At 65.2% G+C, this 20,338-nt stretch carries 22 protein-coding genes, 1 tRNA gene and 1 riboswitch; of the genes, 12 read left to right on the top strand and 11 right to left on the bottom strand.

Annotation, left to right across the window (positions count from 1 at the left end):
• The first annotated feature begins 209 nt into the window (after positions 1-209).
• Positions 210-1,685 carry a glycine betaine/L-proline transporter ProP gene (gene proP / locus LDZ24_RS04565; RefSeq protein ID WP_248321826.1) on the top strand — a complete coding sequence of 492 codons (1,476 nt, stop codon included), beginning with the start codon at positions 210-212 and terminating at the stop codon, positions 1,683-1,685.
• A gap of 58 nt (positions 1,686-1,743) precedes the next feature.
• Here the strand turns inward: proP and LDZ24_RS04560 are convergent, their stop codons facing one another.
• Entirely contained in the window at positions 1,744-2,205 is a 462-nt protein-coding gene (locus LDZ24_RS04560; protein ID WP_248321825.1) for a metallophosphoesterase family protein, read from the bottom strand.
• A 1-nt stretch (position 2,206) separates the two neighbouring features.
• On the bottom strand, positions 2,207-2,791 hold the full coding sequence (locus tag LDZ24_RS04555; protein WP_248321823.1) for a TMEM175 family protein: 585 nt from the start codon (positions 2,789-2,791) through the stop codon (positions 2,207-2,209).
• A 187-nt stretch (positions 2,792-2,978) separates the two neighbouring features.
• Here LDZ24_RS04555 and LDZ24_RS04550 point away from each other — a divergent pair.
• Positions 2,979-3,063, top strand: a tRNA-Leu gene (locus tag LDZ24_RS04550).
• 85 nt (positions 3,064-3,148) lie between these two features.
• Here LDZ24_RS04550 and LDZ24_RS04545 read toward each other — a convergent pair.
• Positions 3,149-3,430: a hypothetical protein gene (locus LDZ24_RS04545; RefSeq protein WP_248321821.1), complete on the bottom strand. Its 282-nt coding sequence runs from the start codon at positions 3,428-3,430 to the stop codon at positions 3,149-3,151.
• 184 nt (positions 3,431-3,614) lie between these two features.
• On the opposite strand from LDZ24_RS04545, the gene LDZ24_RS04540 reads away from it, so the two are divergent.
• Entirely contained in the window at positions 3,615-3,962 is a 348-nt protein-coding gene (locus LDZ24_RS04540; RefSeq protein ID WP_248321819.1) for a hypothetical protein, read from the top strand.
• A 100-nt stretch (positions 3,963-4,062) separates the two neighbouring features.
• The gene (locus LDZ24_RS04535; RefSeq protein ID WP_248321817.1) at positions 4,063-5,310 is read left to right on the top strand and encodes an MFS transporter; all 1,248 of its coding nucleotides are present in this window, start codon (positions 4,063-4,065) and stop codon (positions 5,308-5,310) included.
• A gap of 347 nt (positions 5,311-5,657) precedes the next feature.
• Here the strand turns inward: LDZ24_RS04535 and LDZ24_RS04530 are convergent, their stop codons facing one another.
• The 5 genes from LDZ24_RS04530 to LDZ24_RS04510 form a co-directional block, all read right to left on the bottom strand.
• On the bottom strand, positions 5,658-6,101 hold the full coding sequence (locus tag LDZ24_RS04530) for a response regulator (RefSeq protein ID WP_248321815.1): 444 nt from the start codon (positions 6,099-6,101) through the stop codon (positions 5,658-5,660).
• 21 nt (positions 6,102-6,122) lie between these two features.
• Complete coding sequence (locus tag LDZ24_RS04525; protein WP_175939957.1) at positions 6,123-6,755, bottom strand: response regulator transcription factor; 633 nt, start codon at positions 6,753-6,755, stop codon at positions 6,123-6,125.
• A gap of 100 nt (positions 6,756-6,855) precedes the next feature.
• Positions 6,856-7,431 (bottom strand): bacterioferritin, encoded by a 576-nt coding sequence (locus tag LDZ24_RS04520; RefSeq protein ID WP_248321814.1) that lies wholly within the window; start codon positions 7,429-7,431, stop codon positions 6,856-6,858.
• 161 nt (positions 7,432-7,592) lie between these two features.
• On the bottom strand, positions 7,593-7,754 hold the full coding sequence (locus LDZ24_RS04515) for a DUF1328 domain-containing protein (protein WP_040048814.1): 162 nt from the start codon (positions 7,752-7,754) through the stop codon (positions 7,593-7,595).
• 98 nt (positions 7,755-7,852) lie between these two features.
• Positions 7,853-8,029: a DUF1328 domain-containing protein gene (locus LDZ24_RS04510; RefSeq protein ID WP_159835737.1), complete on the bottom strand. Its 177-nt coding sequence runs from the start codon at positions 8,027-8,029 to the stop codon at positions 7,853-7,855.
• 164 nt (positions 8,030-8,193) lie between these two features.
• Here LDZ24_RS04510 and LDZ24_RS04505 point away from each other — a divergent pair, with 164 nt between their 5' ends.
• Together LDZ24_RS04505 and LDZ24_RS04500 are read left to right on the top strand one after the other, a co-directional pair.
• A complete protein-coding gene (locus LDZ24_RS04505) occupies positions 8,194-9,666 on the top strand; it encodes a sensor histidine kinase (RefSeq protein WP_248321813.1) in 1,473 nt (490 codons plus the stop codon).
• 152 nt (positions 9,667-9,818) lie between these two features.
• The gene (locus tag LDZ24_RS04500) at positions 9,819-9,953 is read left to right on the top strand and encodes an entericidin A/B family lipoprotein (RefSeq protein ID WP_175939954.1); all 135 of its coding nucleotides are present in this window, start codon (positions 9,819-9,821) and stop codon (positions 9,951-9,953) included.
• A 133-nt stretch (positions 9,954-10,086) separates the two neighbouring features.
• Here LDZ24_RS04500 and LDZ24_RS04495 read toward each other — a convergent pair whose 3' ends face one another.
• Both LDZ24_RS04495 and LDZ24_RS04490 read right to left on the bottom strand, forming a co-directional pair.
• Complete coding sequence (locus LDZ24_RS04495; RefSeq protein WP_248321811.1) at positions 10,087-10,869, bottom strand: DUF4397 domain-containing protein; 783 nt, start codon at positions 10,867-10,869, stop codon at positions 10,087-10,089.
• Positions 10,870-11,187: 318 nt separating this feature from the next.
• Positions 11,188-12,156: an EamA family transporter gene (locus LDZ24_RS04490; protein ID WP_248321809.1), complete on the bottom strand. Its 969-nt coding sequence runs from the start codon at positions 12,154-12,156 to the stop codon at positions 11,188-11,190.
• Positions 12,157-12,462: 306 nt separating this feature from the next.
• Positions 12,463-12,605: riboswitch (TPP riboswitch) on the top strand.
• Positions 12,606-12,732: 127 nt separating this feature from the next.
• Between LDZ24_RS04490 and thiC the strand changes: the two genes are divergently transcribed.
• From thiC to LDZ24_RS04460, 6 genes are all read left to right on the top strand, one after another.
• On the top strand, positions 12,733-14,664 hold the full coding sequence (thiC, locus tag LDZ24_RS04485) for a phosphomethylpyrimidine synthase ThiC (protein WP_248321808.1): 1,932 nt from the start codon (positions 12,733-12,735) through the stop codon (positions 14,662-14,664).
• A gap of 257 nt (positions 14,665-14,921) precedes the next feature.
• On the top strand, positions 14,922-15,134 hold the full coding sequence (locus LDZ24_RS04480; protein WP_248321806.1) for a glycine zipper 2TM domain-containing protein: 213 nt from the start codon (positions 14,922-14,924) through the stop codon (positions 15,132-15,134).
• Between the two features lie 209 nt (positions 15,135-15,343).
• Positions 15,344-15,874: a hypothetical protein gene (locus LDZ24_RS04475; protein WP_248321805.1), complete on the top strand. Its 531-nt coding sequence runs from the start codon at positions 15,344-15,346 to the stop codon at positions 15,872-15,874.
• A gap of 270 nt (positions 15,875-16,144) precedes the next feature.
• Positions 16,145-16,291, top strand: coding sequence for a hypothetical protein (locus LDZ24_RS04470; RefSeq protein WP_248321803.1), 147 nt, complete (start codon positions 16,145-16,147; stop codon positions 16,289-16,291).
• A gap of 207 nt (positions 16,292-16,498) precedes the next feature.
• Positions 16,499-18,100: an L-lactate permease gene (locus LDZ24_RS04465; RefSeq protein WP_248321801.1), complete on the top strand. Its 1,602-nt coding sequence runs from the start codon at positions 16,499-16,501 to the stop codon at positions 18,098-18,100.
• Positions 18,101-18,256: 156 nt separating this feature from the next.
• On the top strand, positions 18,257-19,195 hold the full coding sequence (locus LDZ24_RS04460) for a DMT family transporter (protein ID WP_248321800.1): 939 nt from the start codon (positions 18,257-18,259) through the stop codon (positions 19,193-19,195).
• 717 nt (positions 19,196-19,912) lie between these two features.
• On the opposite strand, the gene arfB is transcribed toward LDZ24_RS04460, so the two are convergent.
• Positions 19,913-20,320, bottom strand: a complete 408-nt coding sequence (gene arfB / locus LDZ24_RS04455; protein WP_175939945.1) for an alternative ribosome rescue aminoacyl-tRNA hydrolase ArfB — start codon at positions 20,318-20,320, stop codon at positions 19,913-19,915.
• Positions 20,321-20,338: the final 18 nt, after the last annotated feature.

Below are 20,338 nucleotides of genomic sequence, written 5' to 3'. Positions count from 1 at the left end.
TCCACCGCGAGGCACCGGCACCGCTTTTCTTCGATCGTCAGCTTCGGGCGCCCTGTCCGACGCTCGGCGGAGCCATTCGCTCTCGTCCTGACGGTCGGAACGGCTCGCGGCGCCGTCACGAAACTGCACTATCCGGCCCATGCGCTGCTCAGGCGGCGCGCCCGATGCTTTTCGCGAGCATCCGGCAAACGACACGGAGTCTTCAACTTATGACCGCCCTAAACGACGGCCTTTGGCGCAAGCGCCACACATCGAATCAAGCTCACTCACTTTCCCTCGACGACATCACGATCGTCGATCAATCCCTGCTCAAGCGCGCCGTCGGCGCCATGGCCATCGGCAACGCGATGGAATGGTTCGACTTCGGCGTGTACAGCTACATCGCCGTGACGCTCGGCAAGGTGTTCTTCCCCTCGTCGAGCCCGACCGCGCAGTTGCTCGCCACCTTCGGCACGTTCGCGGCGGCATTTCTCGTGCGCCCGCTCGGCGGCATGGTGTTCGGGCCGCTCGGCGACCGCATCGGCCGCAAGCGCGTGCTCGCGATGACGATGATCATGATGGCCATCGGCACGTTCTGCATCGGCCTGATTCCGAGCTATGGAAGCATCGGCGTGATGGCGCCGGTGCTGCTGCTCGTCGCCCGCCTCGTGCAAGGCTTCTCGACGGGCGGCGAGTACGGCGGCGCGGCGACGTTCATCGCCGAATTTTCGCCGGACAAGAAGCGCGGGTTCATGGCGAGCTTTCTGGAATTCGGCACGCTCGTCGGCTACGTGCTGGGCGCGGGCGTCGTCGCGGTGCTGACCGGCGCGCTCTCGCAAGATGCCCTCTTGAGCTGGGGCTGGCGCATTCCGTTTCTCATCGCAGGGCCGCTCGGCCTGATCGGTCTGTACATCCGCATGAAGCTGGAAGAAACGCCCGCGTTCCAGCGCGAAGCCGACAAGATGGAAGCGGCCGCGCACGAAACGACCAAGGCGCAGTTCCGCGAAACGCTGCTCGCGCAGTGGAAGCCGCTGTTGCAATGCGTGGGCCTCGTGCTGATCTTCAACGTGACCGACTACATGGCGCTCTCGTATCTGCCGAGCTATCTGTCGGCGACGCTCAAGTTCAACGAGACGCATGGCCTGTTCATCGTGCTCGTCGTGATGGTGCTGATGATGCCGCTCACGCTCTTCGCCGGGCGTCTCTCCGACAAGATCGGCCGCAAGCCGGTGATGCTCGCGGGCTGCGTCGGACTGCTGGCGCTGTCGGTTCCGGCGCTCTCGCTGATCCGCATGGGCACGGTGCCGTCGATTTTCGCCGGCATGATGATCCTCGGCGCGCTGCTGTCGACCTTCACGGGCGTGATGCCGTCGTCGCTGCCCGCGCTCTTCCCGACGAAGATTCGCTACGGCGCGCTCGCCATCGGGTTCAACGTGTCGGTGTCGCTCTTCGGCGGCACGACGCCGCTCGTCACGGCATGGCTCGTCGGCAAGACCGGCAACCTGATGATGCCCGCGTACTATCTGATGGGCGCGTCGGTGATCGGCATCGTCTCGGTGCTCGCGCTGCACGAAACCGCGAAGAAGCCGCTGAAGGGCTCGCCGCCCGCGGTCGCCACGCACTCCGAAGCGCATGCGATTTTGCGCGGCCATCGCGAGGCGGCCGAGATGGACGACGGCTTCCCGGAAGGCACGGTCCGCGCGTAAGCGACTGCTGGAATTAGGAAGCGCGAAAGGCCGGCGTCTGAAAAGACGCCGGCCTTTTTCATGCGATGAGCGTGACGATGCGCGCCTCGATCCCCGCCTCGCCGATGTCGAGCAGGCCCACGCTGATCGGCAATTTGAAGCGGCGCGGCCCCGCGCTGCCCGGATTCACGAAGAGCACGCCGCCGCGCCGCGCGACGACCGGCTTGTGCGAATGCCCGGTCACGACGACATCGACGCCGTCGAGCTCGGCGGGAACGTCGGCAATATCGTGCACGACGTGGATCGTCGCGCCGGCCACTTCGATGCGCGCATGCTCCGGCAGATGCGCGACGCTCGCAGCGACGTCGTTGTTGCCGCGCACGACGGTCAGCGGCGCGAGTTGCGCGAGCGCGTCGAGCACCTCATGCTTGCAGATATCGCCCGCGTGAACGATGTGCGCGCAATCGCGCAGCGCATCGAGCGCCTCGGGGCGCACGAGATTGTGCGTGTCGGAGATGAGACCGATGCGCGTCGTCGGCAAGTCAATGCTCCTCGCTCGCGAGCATGCGCTCGATGCGCCGGTCCGGCACGAGCCACCCGGCCGCGACGACCGTATAGATGACCGCCGCGATCCACGGCTGCCAGAACGAGGCGGCAATTGCCAACAGATACAGCAGCACCGACAGCTTGCCCTTGCGGTCCGCGCCGACGGCGCGTTCGAGCCGCGTGTTTTCGCCGTGCATGGCGATCAGCACGCGCGTGAGGATGTACCAGGCAACGGCCGTCATGAACAGCACGAAGCCGTAGCACGCGGTCGGCACGGCGCTCAGATGGCTCTCGCCCATCCAGTTGGTCGTGAACGGAAAGAGCGACAGCCAGAAGAGCAGATGCAGGTTCGCCCACAACGCCGAGCCGTTCACGCGTCCAATGGCGTGCAGCAGGTGATGGTGATTGCTCCAGTAGATGCCGACATAGACGAAGCTCAACACGTACGCCGCGAGCACGGGCACGAGCGGCGCGAGCGCGGCGAAGTCGTGGCCGTGCGGCACCTTGAGTTCGAGCACCATGATCGTGATGATGATGGCGATGACGCCATCGCTGAACGCTTCGAGCCGGGTTTTGCCCATCGTGTGTCCTTGCGCGTGATCGACGGCCTGCCGTTGCGCGCGTTCTCGGGCGCGCCGGTCCGTCGGCGATTATGCGTGAGGCGTGCGAGGTTGTCGAATGGCTTTCAATACGCGCGCGATCGCGGCGGATCGCGCGTCGACGCGGTTTTGGCGCGACCCGGCGCAATGGTAGAATCGCGTCCGCCCTGCCGGGGTGATGAAATTGGTAAACATAGCGGACTTAAAATCCGCCGCCTCACGGCTTGCCGGTTCGAGTCCGGTCCCCGGCACCAGGTCTGCATCACGTTCTTCCCACGAACCCGGGAAGATGCCCGCGGCCGTTATTTCGCGTTCCTCATGAAACGCGCGGCATTCACGCTACAGCCCGTGTTCGAGAATGCGCGAGACGTAATGCCGTCCCCACGCCTCGCCATGCGCCATCGCCTCCGCGACCGTCGCAAAAGGTCCGTGATCGCCGGTCATGTCGCCGGAATCGCTGGCGAGCGTCGATCCGTGGAGCGGTCGCCCGTCCAGGCGCGCCACGCGCACGCGCACCGCGTAGCCCTCGGCGGGCGCATCCGCCTGTTGGTCGGCCGGCGGCGATTTCGGCAACGTGTCGAGCGCGAGCACGTAATCGCCTACTTCGATGTCCTTTCGCATGGCGGCAGCCTCCGTCCGAACGCATTCGCCGATTGTGCTACCGTGCCGGCCCGCGTAACAAGCGGCCTGCTCCTCGCGCGACACTCGCGCCGGACGCGCCGCCCGCGCATGTTATAAAGCATCGCCGCACACTCACCTCACGCTCCGATGCGCGCGCCGCGTCGGGCATCGACCGACTGACCCGATGAACACTCGCTCTCGCCTGCTTCTCGCCTGCTCGTTTCCGCTGATGTTGACGGCGGGCTGCACGTCGTACTACCGCAATGTCGAAACGTGCAAGGACAAGGTGCGCGCGGCGTATCCCGATGCGGCGAGCGCGCCGCTCAAGATCACCGGCTCCGGTGCCGCTTATCATGGTTCGCGCGTGGTCGTGCGAGGCGTCATCGCGACGCCGCCGACGCCGCCCGCAACCAGGAAGACGGACCTTCCCGCCGCAGCCGAATGCACGTTCAGCGACACGACGCTCACCGGCTTCCGTTGGCTCGCGCCCGAGAAGCTCGCGCCGAAGCCCGCCGCAGACGAAGACGAATGAGGCGCGCGGTCCCGCGAGCGCCCTGAGCAAACGTCGCGCGTCTCCAGTATGATCGGCGGCTGGCCGAACGCCGCTTCCCGCCGCCCGACGGAACGAACTCATGTCCGCGCAATCGCATCAGCCGCCTCACTCATCGTCTCACGCTCACGCGCCCGAACCTCATCCGCATTATTCGCGGGCCACGCTCTGGCTGCTCGCGACTATCGCGGGCGTATCGGTCGCCAATATCTATTTCAACCAGCCGCTGCTCGGCGACTTCCGCGCGTCGTTTCCGCAGAACGCGTATCTGATCGGCGCCGTGCCGACCGCCACGCAGCTCGGCTATGCCCTCGGCATGCTCGTGCTCGCGCCGCTCGGCGACCGCTTCGACCGGCGCATGCTGATCCTGCTTCAGCTCGCCGCGCTGGGCGTCTCGCTCGTCGCCGCATGCGCCGCGCCGACGCTCGCGGTGCTGATCGCGGCGAGTCTCGCGATCGGCGTCGTATCGACGATCGCGCAACAGGCGGTGCCGTTCTCCGCCGAGCTTGCGCCGGCCGCCGAGCGCGGCCACGCAGTCGGCACCGTGATGAGCGGGCTTTTGCTCGGCATCCTGCTCGCGCGCACGGTCTCGGGTTTCGTCGCGCAGTACTTCGGCTGGCGCGCGGTGTTCGGCGCATCGGTGGTGGCGACCATCGCGCTCGCCGTCGTCGTTCTGATGCGGCTGCCGAAGAGCCGGCCCACATCCACGCTTTCCTACGGCAAGCTGCTCGTCTCGATGTGGCATCTCACTGTCGAAAATCCCGGCCTGCGCGAAGCCGCGCTGACGGGCGGCGCGCTCTTCGCCGGCTTCAGCGCGTTCTGGTCGCTGCTCACGCTATTGCTCGCGGGCGAGCCGTTTCACATGGGACCGCAGGCGGCGGGGCTCTTCGGCATCGTCGGGGCGGCCGGGGCGCTCGCTGCGCCGCTCGCGGGAAAGTCGGCGGACAAGCGCGGGCCGCGCGCGGTGATCTCGCTGTCGATCGGGCTCGTCGCGTTGTCGTTCGTCGTGTTCGCGCTGTCGTCGCGCAGCATCGCGGGGCTGGTCGTCGGCGTGATCGTGCTCGACATCGGCGTGCAGGCCGCGCAGATATCGAACCAGTCGCGTATCTATGCGCTGAAGCCCGAGGCGCGCAGCCGCGTGAACACGGTCTACATGGTGGCGTACTTCATCGGCGGCGCGGCGGGCTCGGCGCTCGCGTCGCTCGCGTGGCATGCGATGGGATGGACAGGCGTCTGTCTCGTCGGACTCGCAGCGACCGGGCTCGCCGGTTTCAGTCATTGGCGCGGGCGCGAGCGGCGGCTGGTTTCGCGTCAGGTGCGTGAGGAGTGAGGCGAGCCGCGATGACGGTTTTGCGTAGGCTTACGCGAGTCGCGCGAGTTCCCGCGTCTGAGACTCGCGGGACTGGCAGCCGAGAACGGGCGCGTGCCCTTGCGAACGTTAAAGCGGCGTTCATCGCCTATCGACTTTGCGCCAAATGAGTCGTGTCGCGCGGGTACTTTCAGCCGGAATCGAGCGGCGGAATCTTCACGCTCAGGTACGCGGATTCCGTCAGGCCGCAACGGATAATATGATGTACAGACGAAGCCGCCACGAACGCGCCAAACGTAGTCGCATCGCGCAACGGCTGACTGCCTTCGAAGTCGAATCGCAACTTCGCGCGAAAGCCTAAAGCCGCCTCAAACCCGCTCCCGCGCATAGTCCCACAGCGCATCGAGCACGCGGTCGAAGTCCAGCGACTTGTCGAAGAAATGCCGCGCGCCGTATTGCAGGCACCGCTCGCGATACGCCGGCAACGCGTGGTTGGTCAGCACGACGACGAAAGCGCCCTTGGCGACTCGCGACCGGTCAGCGTTCTTGAGCCACGCGAGCACGTCGATGCCCGAGCCGCGCTTCAGTTGCAGATCGACGATGACCGCGTCGAACCGCTGCGACGATAACAGCGCGATAGCTTCGTCGGGCGCATCGGCGAAAGCGGTCACGCGCCACGGACCGAGCGCCTCGATCGCTTCGGTGAGGCTGCGCCGGATCAGCGGCGAATCTTCGATCAGCAGCACCGCGAGCGGCCCGCCGCGCGGCTCATGCCGCCCTTTCGAATCGTCGGTGATGATGTGGTCGCCCACGGCAGGCATCCTCCGCAAGCACTATTCGATCAATCCGTTCTTGATCGCGTAGTACGTCAGATCGGCGTTGTTCGAGAGCCGCATCTTCTCCAGCACGCGCGCCCGGTACGTGCTCACCGTCTTCACCGAAAGATGCAGTTCCTGCGCGATTTCCGTCGGAATCCGGCCGCCCGCGAGCTTGCAAAAGATCTGGAACTCGCGCTCCGACAGCAACTCGTGCGGCCGCTCGGCGGCGGGCTTGTCGAGCTTGTCGGCGAGCGCATCCGCGATGAATTCGGACAGGTAACGATGCCCGCGCGCCACCGTGCGAATGGCGCGCACGATCTCGTCCGGCGCGGCGTCCTTGTTCAGGTAGCCGTTCGCGCCCGCCTTCAGCAGATTGATCGCGTACTGGCTCTCCGGAAAGCCCGATAGCATCAACACGCCCTGCTGGGGCCGGATCTGCTTGATGACCCGCAAGGTGTCCACGCCGTTCTTGTCCGGCATGGCGATGTCGAGCAGCACCACGTCGAACGCCGTTTCGCGTACGAGCGCGATGGTTTCATCGCCCGTCGATGCTTCCGCCGCCACTTCCATGTCCGGCTCGTCCGCGACGAACTGCCTGAACCCGCTGCGCACGATCGCATGGTCGTCGGCTATCAAGACTCGAATCATTCACGCCGTCCGTACTGCTGTAATGAAAGAACGGTGATTCTACCGAGGCAGGCGTGAAAGCCATGCGCGGCGCAACACGCACCGCGCCCAAGGCTTACGCTTACCCGTTGCGGCCTTCCAGCAGGTCGGCCATGTCGTCCGCGTGCTCTTCCTCGACGGCGAGGATCTCTTCGAAGATGCGGCGCGTGGTGACATCCTTGTCGCCGAGATAGCGAATGATCTCGCGGTACGTGTCGATCGCGATGCGCTCGGCGATCAGGTTCTCGCGAATCATGTCGATGAGATCGGCGCCTTCCTTGTACTCCGAATGCGCGCGCGACTTGAGGCTGTCCGGCGCGAAGTCCGGCGAGCCGCCCAGCTGCACGATGCGCTCGGCGAGCATGTCGGCATGTTCCTGCTCCTCGGTCGCGTGCTCGGCGAATTCCTTCGCGACGGCCTCAGAGTGAATGCCCTTCGCCATGAAGTAGTGGCGCTTGTAGCGCAGCGTGCAGACCCACTCGGTCGCGAGCGCGTCGTTGAGCAGCTTCAGCACGGTTTCGCGGTCGGCGGCATAGGTCGACGTGACCGGGCCTTCGTCCATGTGCTGCCGCGCGTCGTTCCGGATTTTTTCCACATCGAGGACGAAAGCGTCCTTGGACTGGCCCGGCGCGGTCGATACAGCAGATGAATCGGACATGTGTTTGCTCCTGTGAATTGGGGGGATGGACGGATGCGTCGAGCGAATCGCCGTGCGGCTTCATAGCGTTCCGCTATTCGATCATCGTCCGCGATGCATGGCGCGTGCCCGCTCCGCTCTATCGTCCGATGAGCGGGCGCGGGCACGACGATTCGGCAACGTCACGTCCTGAAGACACCGAGCAGCAGCGTCACGACGAACACGACGAGGAAAATATAAAACAGGATCTTCGCGATTTCAGCGGCGCCGGCCGCGATGCCCGTGAAGCCGAACACCGCCGCGATGATCGCGATGACGAAGAAAACGGCTGCGTAGTGAAGCATGGGACCCTCCTCGTGATTGTTCTAAGGTCGTTCAAGGTCGGCCGGGCATGGCGCGAAGCGCCATCCCGGCATGGCAAGGCATGGAGCAAACTAAGCCGCTAATCGACCGCTTTCTTGGTGATGACGAACCCCAGCACCAGAAACACGACGCAAAGAATCAGGAACAGCACGAACAGGAACTTGGCAATGGTCGCGGCGCCCGCGGCAATGCCCGTGAAGCCCAGCAAACCGGCGATCACAGCGACGATCGCGAAAAACAGAGCCCATCTCAGCATGATCGCTCCCCGTAGGAATGGTTGACGCACTCATGCTAGCCGCGCGTTCTGCCGCGCGCATTCGGGCTGGCTCCTTTTTTGCTGTGAGAATCCACCGACATTTGCTTTCAAATCGGCTGCGCGAAGCGCGCCATCTGCCTCGTCGCCGCATCGAGAACCACGTCATGAGCCACCTTCCCCACGCCGCGCTGACCGGCATCGCGCAGGACGACACCTCGCCCGCCCCGACGGCGAGCCGGGGCACGCGCGCCGGCTTCGCGCGCATCAACGATTGGATGCACCGGTATAGCTGGGCCGTCGCGATGACGGTGGCGATCGTGATTACCGTCGGCGGGCTCGTGATTCTGGAGTCGGGCCGCATGCGCATTGCCGCCGAGTACGAAACGGCGCTCGACGCCAAGAGCGCGACCGCGCAGCTTTCGGCGCTTGCCGCGGACATCGCGACGCTGTCCGCGCAGGGACAAGCGATGGCGCTGAAACCGGACGCCGCCTACAAGAACCAGTTCGAAGCGACCGCCGCGCACGTGCGCCGCGCGCTCGCCACGCTGGATGCCTACTATCGCCGCATCGGCGACGACACCGCGCTCGCGAGCTTCGCGCAAATTCGCGCGGCGGCGAACGACGGCATCGAGCGCAGCGCGGCGCCATCGGCCGCGCCTTCGGAGGCATCGACCGACAAGGACATGACGCTCGACGCCGCGCTCTCGCTCTTGCGCCTGAACGAGGAGCAGCGCGCCCAACACGCGCTCGACGCGAGCCGCGCCGATCAGCGCATTTCGACGCTGTGCGTCGCGGCGCTATGCGCTCTGAACATCGTGTTGTTCCTGCTGCTGTTTCGCAATCTCGGCATTCAGCTCGACAAGCAGGATCGCGTGCAGAAGGCGCTCATCACGCAGCAGGAAGAACTGGATCGACTCGTCTTCGAACGCACGCGCCAGCTCGAAGCGCTCGCGTGGCATCTGCAATCGGTGAGCGAGGATGAAAAGACGCAACTCGCCCGCGAACTGCACGACGAACTCGGCTCGATTCTGACCGCGAGCAAGATGGATGTCGCGTGGGTGCGCGGCAAGCTGCGTGAATCGGAGCCAGCGATGGCCGAGAAACTGTCGCGCGCCATCGGCAATCTGGATCAGGGCATTGCGCTCAAGCGGCGGATCATCGAGGACATGCGGCCGACGGTGCTCGCCAATTTCGGTCTCGTCACGGCGCTGCGCTCGCTCGTGGCCGAAGCCGCGCAGCGCAACGGCTGGACCGTCGAGGCCGAACTGCCGGACGACGAAGTGAAGCTCGGCGAAGCCATCGAGATCTCGCTCTTTCGCGTGGCGCAGGAAACGCTCACGAACGCCGCGAAGTACGCGCATGCGAGCCGAATCCGCATTGCGCTCACGCTCGACCCGGCGAACGTCGCGCTCGCGATCGACGACGACGGCATCGGCATCCGGCCGCAGGATCTGAAGCGCACGCAGACTCACGGACTAGTCGGCATGCGGCAGCGCGTGTCGGCGCGCGGCGGGCGCTTCGAGATTGAACGCGCGATGCCGCATGGCACGAGCATTCGCGTGTCGATGCCGCGCGAGCGCGTGCATGTGGATGTGGACGTGGATGTCGACGGATCGCCGGCCCGCGCCGCCGCGTAGGACGATGCCGACGCGAAATACGGAGTCCGCCGACACGAAAAACACATGTGTGCTTACAGCGCGCGCTCGGGCGCTTTTTTAAGATTATTCACACCGGTGAGGCCATCGAAGAGCAGCGGCCAATCCAGACATTTACTTCAAGGGGATTGAACATGACTCGAATCATCGCTTTGCTGCTGATCGCGGGCACCGCTGCGCTGGCAGGCTGCAACACCATCTCGGGCGCAGGTCAGGACATTTCGAAGGGCGGCCAGGCTATCTCGAACTCGGCGGAAGAACATAAGTAAGCCGGGACGCTCTACCAACGCAGCGTAGTTCCTGTCATCTCGCCGCCTCGCGCGGCGAGATTTTTTTTGTGCGTAAAAAAAACCCGCCCGACATCGCTCGGGCGGGTTTCGTCACGGCCTGACGCGCAAGCGCTTACTGCGTATCCGGCAACTCCAGCGCCGGCGTCTGCGTGTTGCCGCCCTGCGCCACCAGCACCCGAATCTTGCCGGGCACGACCTGCGACAGCGCGTTGCCCGAAGGCAGCGTCGTCACGAGCCAGTCCGCGTTATTGCCGAGATTAAACGAAGCCGACTTGTACACCGGCGTCTTCGAACCCGGAAGCGTCGCGATCAGCTGATACGTGCCGCCGGAAACATAGATCGAGTCCTGCGTGCTCGCCGGAACCGCGCTTTTGAAGGCGACGCTCGGCATCGTCGCGTTGACCGTCGCGATGTCCGTCCCCGGCGCGACCAGATACAGATCGAGGTTCTGCGCGTTCGCCGATGCGTTGAAGCCGCGCACGCGCGCGCTCGTCGAAAGGAGACCCTTGTCGAACGGATCGTCGATCACGGCGATCGACGGCAGGAAGCCCGCGTCCGGCAGCGCGACGACCGTGTATTCGTGGCCCTTCGCCGCGTTGCTGATGCTCGAATTGGATGCGAGCAGGGTCGTCGTGTTCACGGCCGCGTAGCCGAAGTTGTGCTGGCCCGTGCCGATGTTCGCGAAGTTGGTCACCGTCTTGTAGCCGAGGTTCGGTTGCAGCACCTTGCCGTTATCGTAGAAGTCGACGTTCGGGCCGCTCGGAATCGCGTGGATGAAGTGAACCTGCGCTTGCGTAAGGCCGAGTTCCTTGCCGACGTCGTCCGAACTTCCGCCGCATGCGGAGAGAAGCGAAGCGACGGCAGCGAGCGCCGTGACGGTGCGGATGAGCTTCATGTGCCACCTTCCTTTTTGTGATCGTTGATGGTGTCGTGAAGGCTGCGGACGGCGGGCGGATGGCCCGCTACGCCGCGTCCTCGCCGCGAGGAACGCGTCTTTGTTTCATCGGAATGACGCGCCTCGCGGGTGGCGCATATAGAGCAACACCCGTGCCCTTTTGCGGTGCGCGAGCGGCGCGACTTCAGCTGGAAGCCTTATCGCGCAAGGCTGCGGCATTCGTTAGAGGATTCGTTCGGGGCCCGACAGCGCAGCGGCGCGTGCGCGGCTTCGAGCGCTGCGTGCGCGCCCTTCTTACAAGCGAAGCGAACGGAAGGCTCACACCAACCCGCGCCGTCGATAATCGAACCAGAAAGAAAGCCCGACGCTCAGCAGAATGACGACCGTCGCAATGACGGTCCAGCGCGTGATCGCCTCGCCGAGCAGCAACGCGCCGAGCAACACCGCGACCACCGGGTTCACGTACATGCAGCTGCTCGCGATGATCGGGCTCGTATGGCGGATCAGGAAGCCGTAAGCGACATACGCGGCCATCGTTCCGACGAGCATCAAGTACAGAAACGACAGCCCCGGCACGAAGCCGATGCCCGCCAGCCGCTCGCCGGAGAGCAACGCGACCGTCGTGGAAATCGAACCGCCGAGGCCGATCTGCAGCGCGGTCGACATGAAGAGGTCCGACGGCAGCTTGACGCGGCTCGCCAGATGCGCCCCGCCCGCCCAGAAAATCGCGCCGCACAGAATCGCGATGCTGCCCGCGGTTGAGCCGGCACCTGAATCGCCGTGATTCAGCAACACGATGCCGATCAGCCCCAATCCGACCGCCACCCACTCGCCCTTCGCGATGCGCCGGCCCGTGAGCGCGGCGATGATCGTCGCGAAAAGCGGCACGGTCGCGACCATCACGGCGGCGGTCCCGGTTTCGACGGTGCGCATGCCGTAGGCGAGCATCCCGCTCGACAAGCCGACGAGCAGCGTGCCGACGAGCGCGGCATTGCGCGCTTCGGCCAACGTCGGCCAGACCGGCTTGCGGCGCGCCGCGAACACGAAGAGCCCGATGCCCGCGAACAGATTGCGCAAGCCGGAAAGCAGAAGCGGCGGAAACGACGCGAGCGACAGATGCACGGCGAGATACGTCGATCCCCACACGAGATAGACGACGGCCAGCGCGAGCGCGACTTGTCCCTTGTGCGAACGCGGCGCGCGAAACGGAAAACGATCGGGCAAGGAGAACGGCAGGCGCGGCAGGCGCGGCGGCTTGAAGGACGGATTGGGCGACGGATTGGACATGCGTTACCCGGCCAGCGTGCAGTGCAGCGCCGCGCATCGCATCCGGCAGACGGCAATTGAACGGGCGAAAGCTCCGGCGCGACAAACGAGACAGGACGACATGGCGAAACAGTTGGAATGCGAACGCGGACGCAGAGGAGAAACAGCGCAAGACGCGGGGCGTCGATTGCGGCTGCCGGGCGGTCAGGGAAAACACGCAGGCCGGGGCGAGCGACATTATGCAGTAAGCGCCCCGCGCGATCGACGAATCGCCGGACGAATTTTCGGATGGTTGCCAACACGCCACGCTGCGGTGTATGGTGGCGGCTGCTAACGCGGGGGTCCTGCGTTGCGCATCGCGATTGCGGCCGGTTTCATCGAGCGCAGTCGCCTCGCGCGGCGCGGGTGAGAAATACCCTTTGAACCTGATCTGGATAATGCCAGCGCAGGGAAGCGTTCGGGTTTCGACAGTCGCGCCGCATCAGACTACTTCTTCCGAACCCGTACCTTTCCGTCTCGTTCCTCCCTGTTTAGCTCCTGAGTCAGCCGAGCGCTGCAACGCTCGCATGTCAACACGTCCCACAGGAGAGACAGCACATGAATGCCAATCCCAAGTTTCTGTCGGAAAACGCCGTCGTCGACGCCGCCGCCATCGCCCCGCTGCCGAACTCGCGCAAGGTCTACGTGACCGGCTCGACGCCGGACATTCGCGTGCCGATGCGCGAGATCACGCAGTCCGACACGCCGGACGGCTTCGGCGGCGAGAAGAATCCGCCGGTGTACGTGTACGACACCTCCGGTCCGTACACCGATCCGGACGCGAAGATAGACATCCGCTCGGGACTGCCCGCGCTGCGCGCCGGCTGGATCGAAAAGCGCGGCGACACGGAAGAACTGGCGGGCCTGTCGAGCGAATTCGGCCGCGAGCGCGCCGCCGATCCGAAAACGGCCGAACTGCGCTTTCCCGGCCTGCACCGCAAGCCGCGCCGCGCCCTCGCCGGCAAGAACGTCACGCAGATGCACTACGCGCGCGCGGGCATCATCACGCCGGAGATGGAATACATCGCCATCCGCGAGAATCAGCGTCGCGCCGAATATCTCGAAAGCCTGCGCAAGAGCGGCCCGAACGGCGAAAAGCTCGCGCAGATGATGGGCCGCCAGCATCCCGGACAGGCGTTCGGCGCGGCGGCGTTCGGCAAGGACGCGCTGAAGGAAATCACGCCCGAGTTCGTGCGCGAGGAAGTGGCGCGCGGCCGCGCGATCATTCCCGCGAACATCAATCACCCGGAAAGCGAGCCGATGATCATCGGCCGCAACTTCCTCGTGAAGATCAACGCGAACATCGGCAATTCGGCGGTCACGTCGTCCATCGGCGAGGAAGTCGACAAGATGACCTGGGCGATCCGCTGGGGCGGCGACACGGTGATGGATCTGTCCACCGGCAAGCACATTCACGAGACGCGCGAGTGGATCATCCGCAATTCGCCGGTGCCGATCGGCACGGTGCCCATCTATCAGGCGCTCGAAAAGGTCAACGGCAAAGCCGAAGACCTTACGTGGGAAATCTTCCGCGACACGCTCATCGAGCAGGCGGAGCAAGGCGTCGACTACTTCACGATCCACGCGGGCGTGCGGCTGCAATACGTGCCGCTGACGGCGAACCGCATGACCGGCATCGTGTCGCGCGGCGGCTCGATCATGGCGAAGTGGTGCCTCGCGCATCACAAGGAGAGCTTCATCTACGAGCACTTCGAGGACATCTGCGAAATCATGAAGCAATACGATGTCTCCTTCTCGCTCGGCGACGGCCTGCGCCCCGGCTCGATCTACGACGCGAATGACGAAGCGCAGCTCGGCGAGCTGAAGACGCTCGGCGAACTCACGCAGGTCGCGTGGAAGCACGACGTGCAGGTGATGATCGAAGGCCCCGGCCACGTACCGATGCAGCTCATCAAGGAGAACATGGACCTGCAGTTGCAGTGGTGCGACGAGGCGCCCTTCTACACGCTCGGGCCGCTCACCACGGACATCGCGCCGGGCTACGACCACATCACCTCGGGCATCGGCGCCGCGATGATCGGCTGGTTCGGCACCGCGATGCTCTGCTACGTCACGCCGAAGGAGCACCTCGGCTTGCCGAACAAGGACGACGTGAAGGAAGGCATCATCACGTACAAGCTCGCGGCGCACGCGGCGGATCTGGCGAAGGGCCATCCCGGCGCGCAGGTGCGGGACAACGCGCTCTCGAAGGCGCGCTTCGAATTCCGCTGGGAAGACCAGTTCAATCTCGGCCTCGACCCGGACAAGGCGCGCGAATTCCACGACGAAACGCTGCCGAAGGACTCCGCGAAGGTCGCGCACTTCTGCTCGATGTGCGGCCCGCACTTCTGCTCGATGAAGATCACGCAGGATGTGCGCGACTTCGCCGCGAAGCAGGGCGTGAGCGAAACCGACGCGCTCACGCACGGCATGCAGACGAAGGCGATCGAGTTCGTGAAGAAGGGCGCGGAAATCTATCAGCCGACATGATGCGCCGTCTCTGACGGACTGAAAGCCTGACCGGAAACGGCCTGTCGCGCGGCGAGCGCGACAGGCCGTTTTGCTTGCTGCGTTCCCGCCCAAAGCCTTGCTCATCAAGGCTGGGCGCTCATTCAGACGATTCGGGCATCTTTCCTGCTCCGTATCGAACGAACCGGCGAAAAAACGCGGCATGCGCGCCGGACCGTCGTCTCGTCCGGGGAAGTCGCGCCGCAGCCGATTCGTTCCATCATCACTGGAGAGTCGACATGAAAAACATCAAACAAATCGGCGCCGCAGCACTGCTCACCGCTTCTTTCGCCGGACTGACCGGCTGCGACAACATGACCACGCGTCAGCGCGACACCGCCATCGGCGCGGGCGTCGGCGCAGCGGGCGGGGCCGTGATCGGCGGCAGCGCGCTTTCGACGCTGGGCGGCGCGGCCGTCGGCGGGGTCATCGGCAATCAGGTCGGCAAGTAAGGCCGTCGCGCATCGGCGTGCGGCGCGCCACCGTCGGCGCCGCACGTGTTTCAAGTCTGTTACAGGAAGCGATACCAGCCATCGTTCCTCACCGGGCGGATGCAACGCGCCATGCATCGATCGACTAAGCTCCTCTTTAACGGACCGCATCGGTTTTATCGAGACCACTGAACCCGAAGAGTCCCGCAGGCAATTCAAGGAGCAGCGTCATGATGTCCGCACGCATCGTCCTCGCAAAGAGCGGCATGGCCGCGCTTGCCGCGGGACTTCTGGTCAGCGGGTGTTACTACCCGTATCCCGACTACCCGGGCGCGGGTTACCCCACGGTCAGCGCCATCTATGCGCAGCGCGAATTCGCGCTGCCGGCCGACGCAGCGTCGGGCGCGTCGGCGGTGCCGGGGACCGGCATCGTCTACTCGACCGAACAGGTGCCCTACTCGGCCGTCTACCCCTATGCCGGCTACTACGGCGGCTATCCGGCCTACGGCTATCCGTATTACCCGTACCCGTATCCGGCGTATTACGGCTACGGCTATCCGGCGATCTCGGTCGGCTTCGGCTACTGGGGCGGCGGATGCTGCTGGGGCCACGGATACGGCTGGCACCACGGCGGATGGCACGGCGGCGGCGGATGGCACGGCGGCGGCGGATGGCACGGCGGCGGGACGTGGCAAGGCGGGTCCGGTGGATATGGCGGCTGGCACGGAGGCGGCGGTCACGGCGGCGGACGCGGCCACTGATTCACGCGGCGCCTGTTCGTCCGCGTTACAAAATCTGGCGCTTTGCAGCCCGCTAATCGGCGCGCCGTAACGATCCTGAAACGTTTTTTGCCGACGGGCGCTCGGCGTGCCGCGTCGTCGGCTTCGTGCGTTCTGCCACTTTCCTTTTCTGACAAGGCTTTGGCGGAATTGGACGGACCACGGGCACGGTTCTGGCTATTCACCGTCCCTATTTACCGCGATGCGACGGCAAACGGCCGCCGCCCACTTCACGTTCTCGGGGAGCAGGACATGATGGCCTTCGTGTTTTTTATGCTCTGGATGCTCGCGTCGATTGCGCTCCTGACCGTCTGGGTGTTCCGTCAAACGCCGCCCGCCAACCGCGACAGCGGCGCTGGCGCAGCCGCCACGGCCGCCGCCGCAGCCGTGGAGGGATGAGCCAGGTCTGATCGAATCCGGCGAACCACGGCGCGTACGCGGGCTTTCACCGCTTGACGCGGTTCATCGGTCACCTATTCTTAGTGGGCGTGTTACGCCGGCGCTTAAGACGGCGCACGTCGCCGGCGTGCGCGACTGAAACATCGAACTCCGCGCGCATGGCGGCTGCGGCCGCCGCTTCGCCAACAAGAGAAAAAAGGAGACTCGATGTTCCATCAGCTACTCACACCCATTGCCGATTCACTGGCGCTGTCGTTCATCGTGGCGGCGCTGCCGATCATCATCGTGCTCGTGCTGCTCGGCTGGGCGCGCCGCCCGGCGTGGCAGGCATCGCTCGCGGGATTGATCGCCGCGCTCATCATCGCCGTCGCGGGCTGGAAGTTCCCGGTCGGCCTCGCGCTGAATTCGGTCGCGGCGGGCGCCGTCTTCGCGCTCTGGCCCGTCATGTGGATCGTGTTCGCGGCGATCCTGCTCTACAACGTCGCGCAACGCTCCGGACGCTTCGAAGCGTTTCGGCTCTGGATGGTCGATAACCTGCCGAACGACAGGCGCATCGTGCTGGTGGTCATCGGCTTCTCGTTCGGCGCGCTGCTGGAAGGCATCTCCGGTTTCGGCACGCCGATCGCGATCACGAGTTCGCTTTTGATCCTGCTCGGCTTTCCGACGCTCGAAGCGCTCACCTTCACGCTCATTTTCAACACGGCGCCGGTGGCCTTCGGCGCGCTCGGCGTGCCGATCACCGTGCTCGGCGCGGTCACGCACCTGCCGACGGACGCGCTCGCGAAAATGGTCGGCCGCCAGTTGCCGCTTTTCGCGTTCTTCCTGCCCTTCTATGTGATCGCGGTGTATGCCGGTTTTCGCAACATGATGCGCGTGTGGCCGGTGCTGCTCGTCTCCGGCGGCGCGTTCGCGCTGACGCAGTTCGTTACGTCCAACTACATCAGCTATGCGCTCACGGACGTGCTGTCGTCGCTCATCTCGCTGATTCTGACGATCGCGTTCCTGCGCGTCTGGAAACCCGCGCCCGACGAACGCTTCGCGGTCAACGTCGATCGCGCGGGCGGCACGCGCGCCGCGCTCTCGGGCGGGCAAGGCTGGCTGCCGTGGATCGTGGTGTCGATCGTCGTGATCGTGTGGACGGTCGCGAAGATCTTCCTGATCGGCGACGTGAAGGTATCGTGGCCGGGGCTCGACAAGGCCGTCTACATCACGCTCTACAACCAGCCCTACGGCGCTATCTGGGACTTCCAACCGCTCGCGACCGGCACGGCCATTCTGGTCGCGGCGATCATCACGGCGGCGCTCGTCAAGCTGCCGGCGCGTGAATTCGGCGCGGCGATCGTCGATACTTGGGTGCAGACGCGCATCGCCATCCTGACGGTGGCGACCATCGTCGGCCTCGCGTATCTGATGAACTACTCGGGCATGAACTACACGCTGGGTCTCGGCGTGGCGTCGGTCGGGCCGCTGTTTCCGCTCGTGTCGGCGTTCCTCGGCTGGGTCGCGGTCTTTCTCTCCGGCAGCGATACCTCGGGCAATGCGCTTTTCGGCAACCTGCAAGTGGTGGCCGCGCACCAGCTCAATCTGAATCCGGTGCTGATGGCAGGAACGAACTCGTCCGGCGGCGTGATGGGCAAGATGATCTCGCCGCAGAACATCTCGACGGGCGTGGCGACCACCGACCTGAAGGGCAAGGAGGGCCTCGTGTTCGCGCGGACCTTCAAGCATTCCATTCTGCTCACCATCATTCTCGGCGTGCTCGTCTGGCTGCAACAGAACGTGCTCACGTGGATGATTCCCCCGCACTAACCACGCCCCCGCGCCCCGTTCGGCGACGGGGCGCGTTCCTGCTTTGTTCCTGCTTTGTTCCTGCTTCTTGCGGTCTCTTTGGGCAAACGCTGCGCGGCGCGCGGCGCGGTGTAACATGCGCGGACTTTTATCAGCAGGCAAGCAGTCCGCAACGTCATGTCCATCGTCAATTTGTGTCAATTAGTCGTCCTGGCCGCCTTGTGGGGCGCGTCGTTTCTGTTCATCCGCGTGGGTGTCGTGGAGTTCGGCGTCGCGCCGCTGATGGCCGTGCGCGTGGGCATCGGCGCGCTGTTTCTCATCGCGATGCTGCTCGCGCGACGCCCGTGGGCCGACACGCTTGCGACGATGCGCAAGCGCGCCGTGCCGCTTTTCGTCGTCGGCATTCTCAATTCGGCCGCGCCCTTCTGTTTCTTCGCGTTCGCGGAACTCACGCTGTCGGCGGGCGCGACCTCCGTCATCAACGCGACGACGCCGCTCTGGGGCGCCCTCGTCGCCTACGTGTGGCTGAAGGACCGGCTGACGACGATGCGCACCATCGGCATGGCGATCGGCTTCGCGGGCGTGCTGCTGCTCGTGTGGAATCAGATCGCGACGCCGGGCGCGCACGACGCGGGCGCGTCGGCGCTGCCGGTGCGCGGGCTGCTGGCGGCCGCGGCGGCGCTGGCGGCGTCCGCGCTCTACGGCGTGGCGGGCAACTTCGCGAAAAAGTACCTGATGGATGTCGACGCGACCACGAACGCGGCCGGCAGCATGATCGGCGCGACCATCGCGCTTTCCCCGCTCGCCGCGATGACGTGGCCCGCGAGCCCGATCTCCGCGCATGCGTGGGAGGCGGTGATCGCGCTCGGCGTGTGCTGCACGGGCATCGCGTATTTCCTCTACTTCGGGCTGGTGGCGTCGGCCGGCCCGGCGCGCGCGATGACGGTCACGTTCGTCATTCCGCTTTTTGGCATCTTGTGGGGCGCGCTTTTCCTCGACGAGCACGTGTCGCTCGTGATGATGGAAGGATGCGCGGTCGTGCTCGCGGGCACGGCGCTGGCGACGGGCTTGGTCAAGCGGATGCCGTTTGGCGGGAGGAAGTCGCTGGCGCGGTAGTTTTTGGACTCGTTGTGCTACGTTGCCCGGGATCGCGCTTCGCTTCGGCGGCGCAGTGCGGGCCGCTCTTCTCTCGATAAGCGCGTGTCGCTCGTGGTGAAGGATGCGGGGGCACGGCGCTGGTCACCGGATTGTCGAGCGGATGGCGGCTCGGCATCCACGCTCGGCTTGCGCGGCGCTCGTCGCTGAGCGGCTGGCGTCTTGGGCGCGACAGGCGCTTGCCTGCTCATCTTCCTACCCATTCACATGAGTCGCGCGGTTTGCGCTCGGCTTTCGCGACGCCCATTGTTGAGCGGATGCCGTCCAGCGCGCGACAGGCGCTTACCCGCTCATCTTTCTGCGTGTTCGAATGAGTCGCGCGGTATGCGCTCCGCTCCCGCGACGCCCGTTGCTAAGCGGATGTCGTCCAGCGCGCGACAGGCGCTGGCGCGGTAGTCCTTGTGCTCGTTCGAACGAGCCGGTCGAGTTTTGCGCTCCACTTTCGCGGCGCAGCGCAGCCGCCGCCATTCCCGATGAACACAAGTGTCGCTCGTGAACTCGGAGAAATGCGCAGACATGGTCGCGGGCAAGCGGATGCCGGCTTGGCATCCGCGCTCCGCTTTGCCGGCGCATTACAAGTCTCGAGCACGTCCTGCTCGCAATGCTCGCGCGAACGACTCTAGCGACGGACGTCACTTAGCGCATGCCTTCCCACGCGCAAGGATCGGCACCGCCGCCCTACTCGTCCCTCACCCGTCCGCGCCCCGCTTTCACTGCGCCGCGTTTCACTTTCCCTTCGACACGGCGCACCTGCGACGCACGCGTGGGCTTCGTCGCGATGCGTTTGCGACGCGTGACGCTCACGCTGCGAATGAGTTCGTCCAGCCGCGCGAGCGCCGCGGCGCGATTCATGTCCTGCGTGCGATGCTCCTGCGCCTTGATGACGATGACGCCGTCGCGCGTCACTCGGCTATCGGCGAGCGCGAGCAGACGCGCCTTGATGTGCTCTGGCAGCGACGACGCGCGAATGTCGAAGCGCAGGTGAATGGCGCTCGACACCTTGTTGACGTTCTGCCCGCCCGCGCCCTGCGCGCGCACGGCCGTCAACTCGATCTCGCCCGGCGCGATCGCGAAGCTATCGGTCATGAGAGTGACTCCTTCGAA

Origin of the sequence: Caballeronia sp. Sq4a, assembly GCF_023170545.1 — a bacterium.
Lineage (GTDB): Bacteria > Pseudomonadota > Gammaproteobacteria > Burkholderiales > Burkholderiaceae > Caballeronia.
This window is presented reverse-complemented; position numbering and strand designations above follow the sequence as displayed.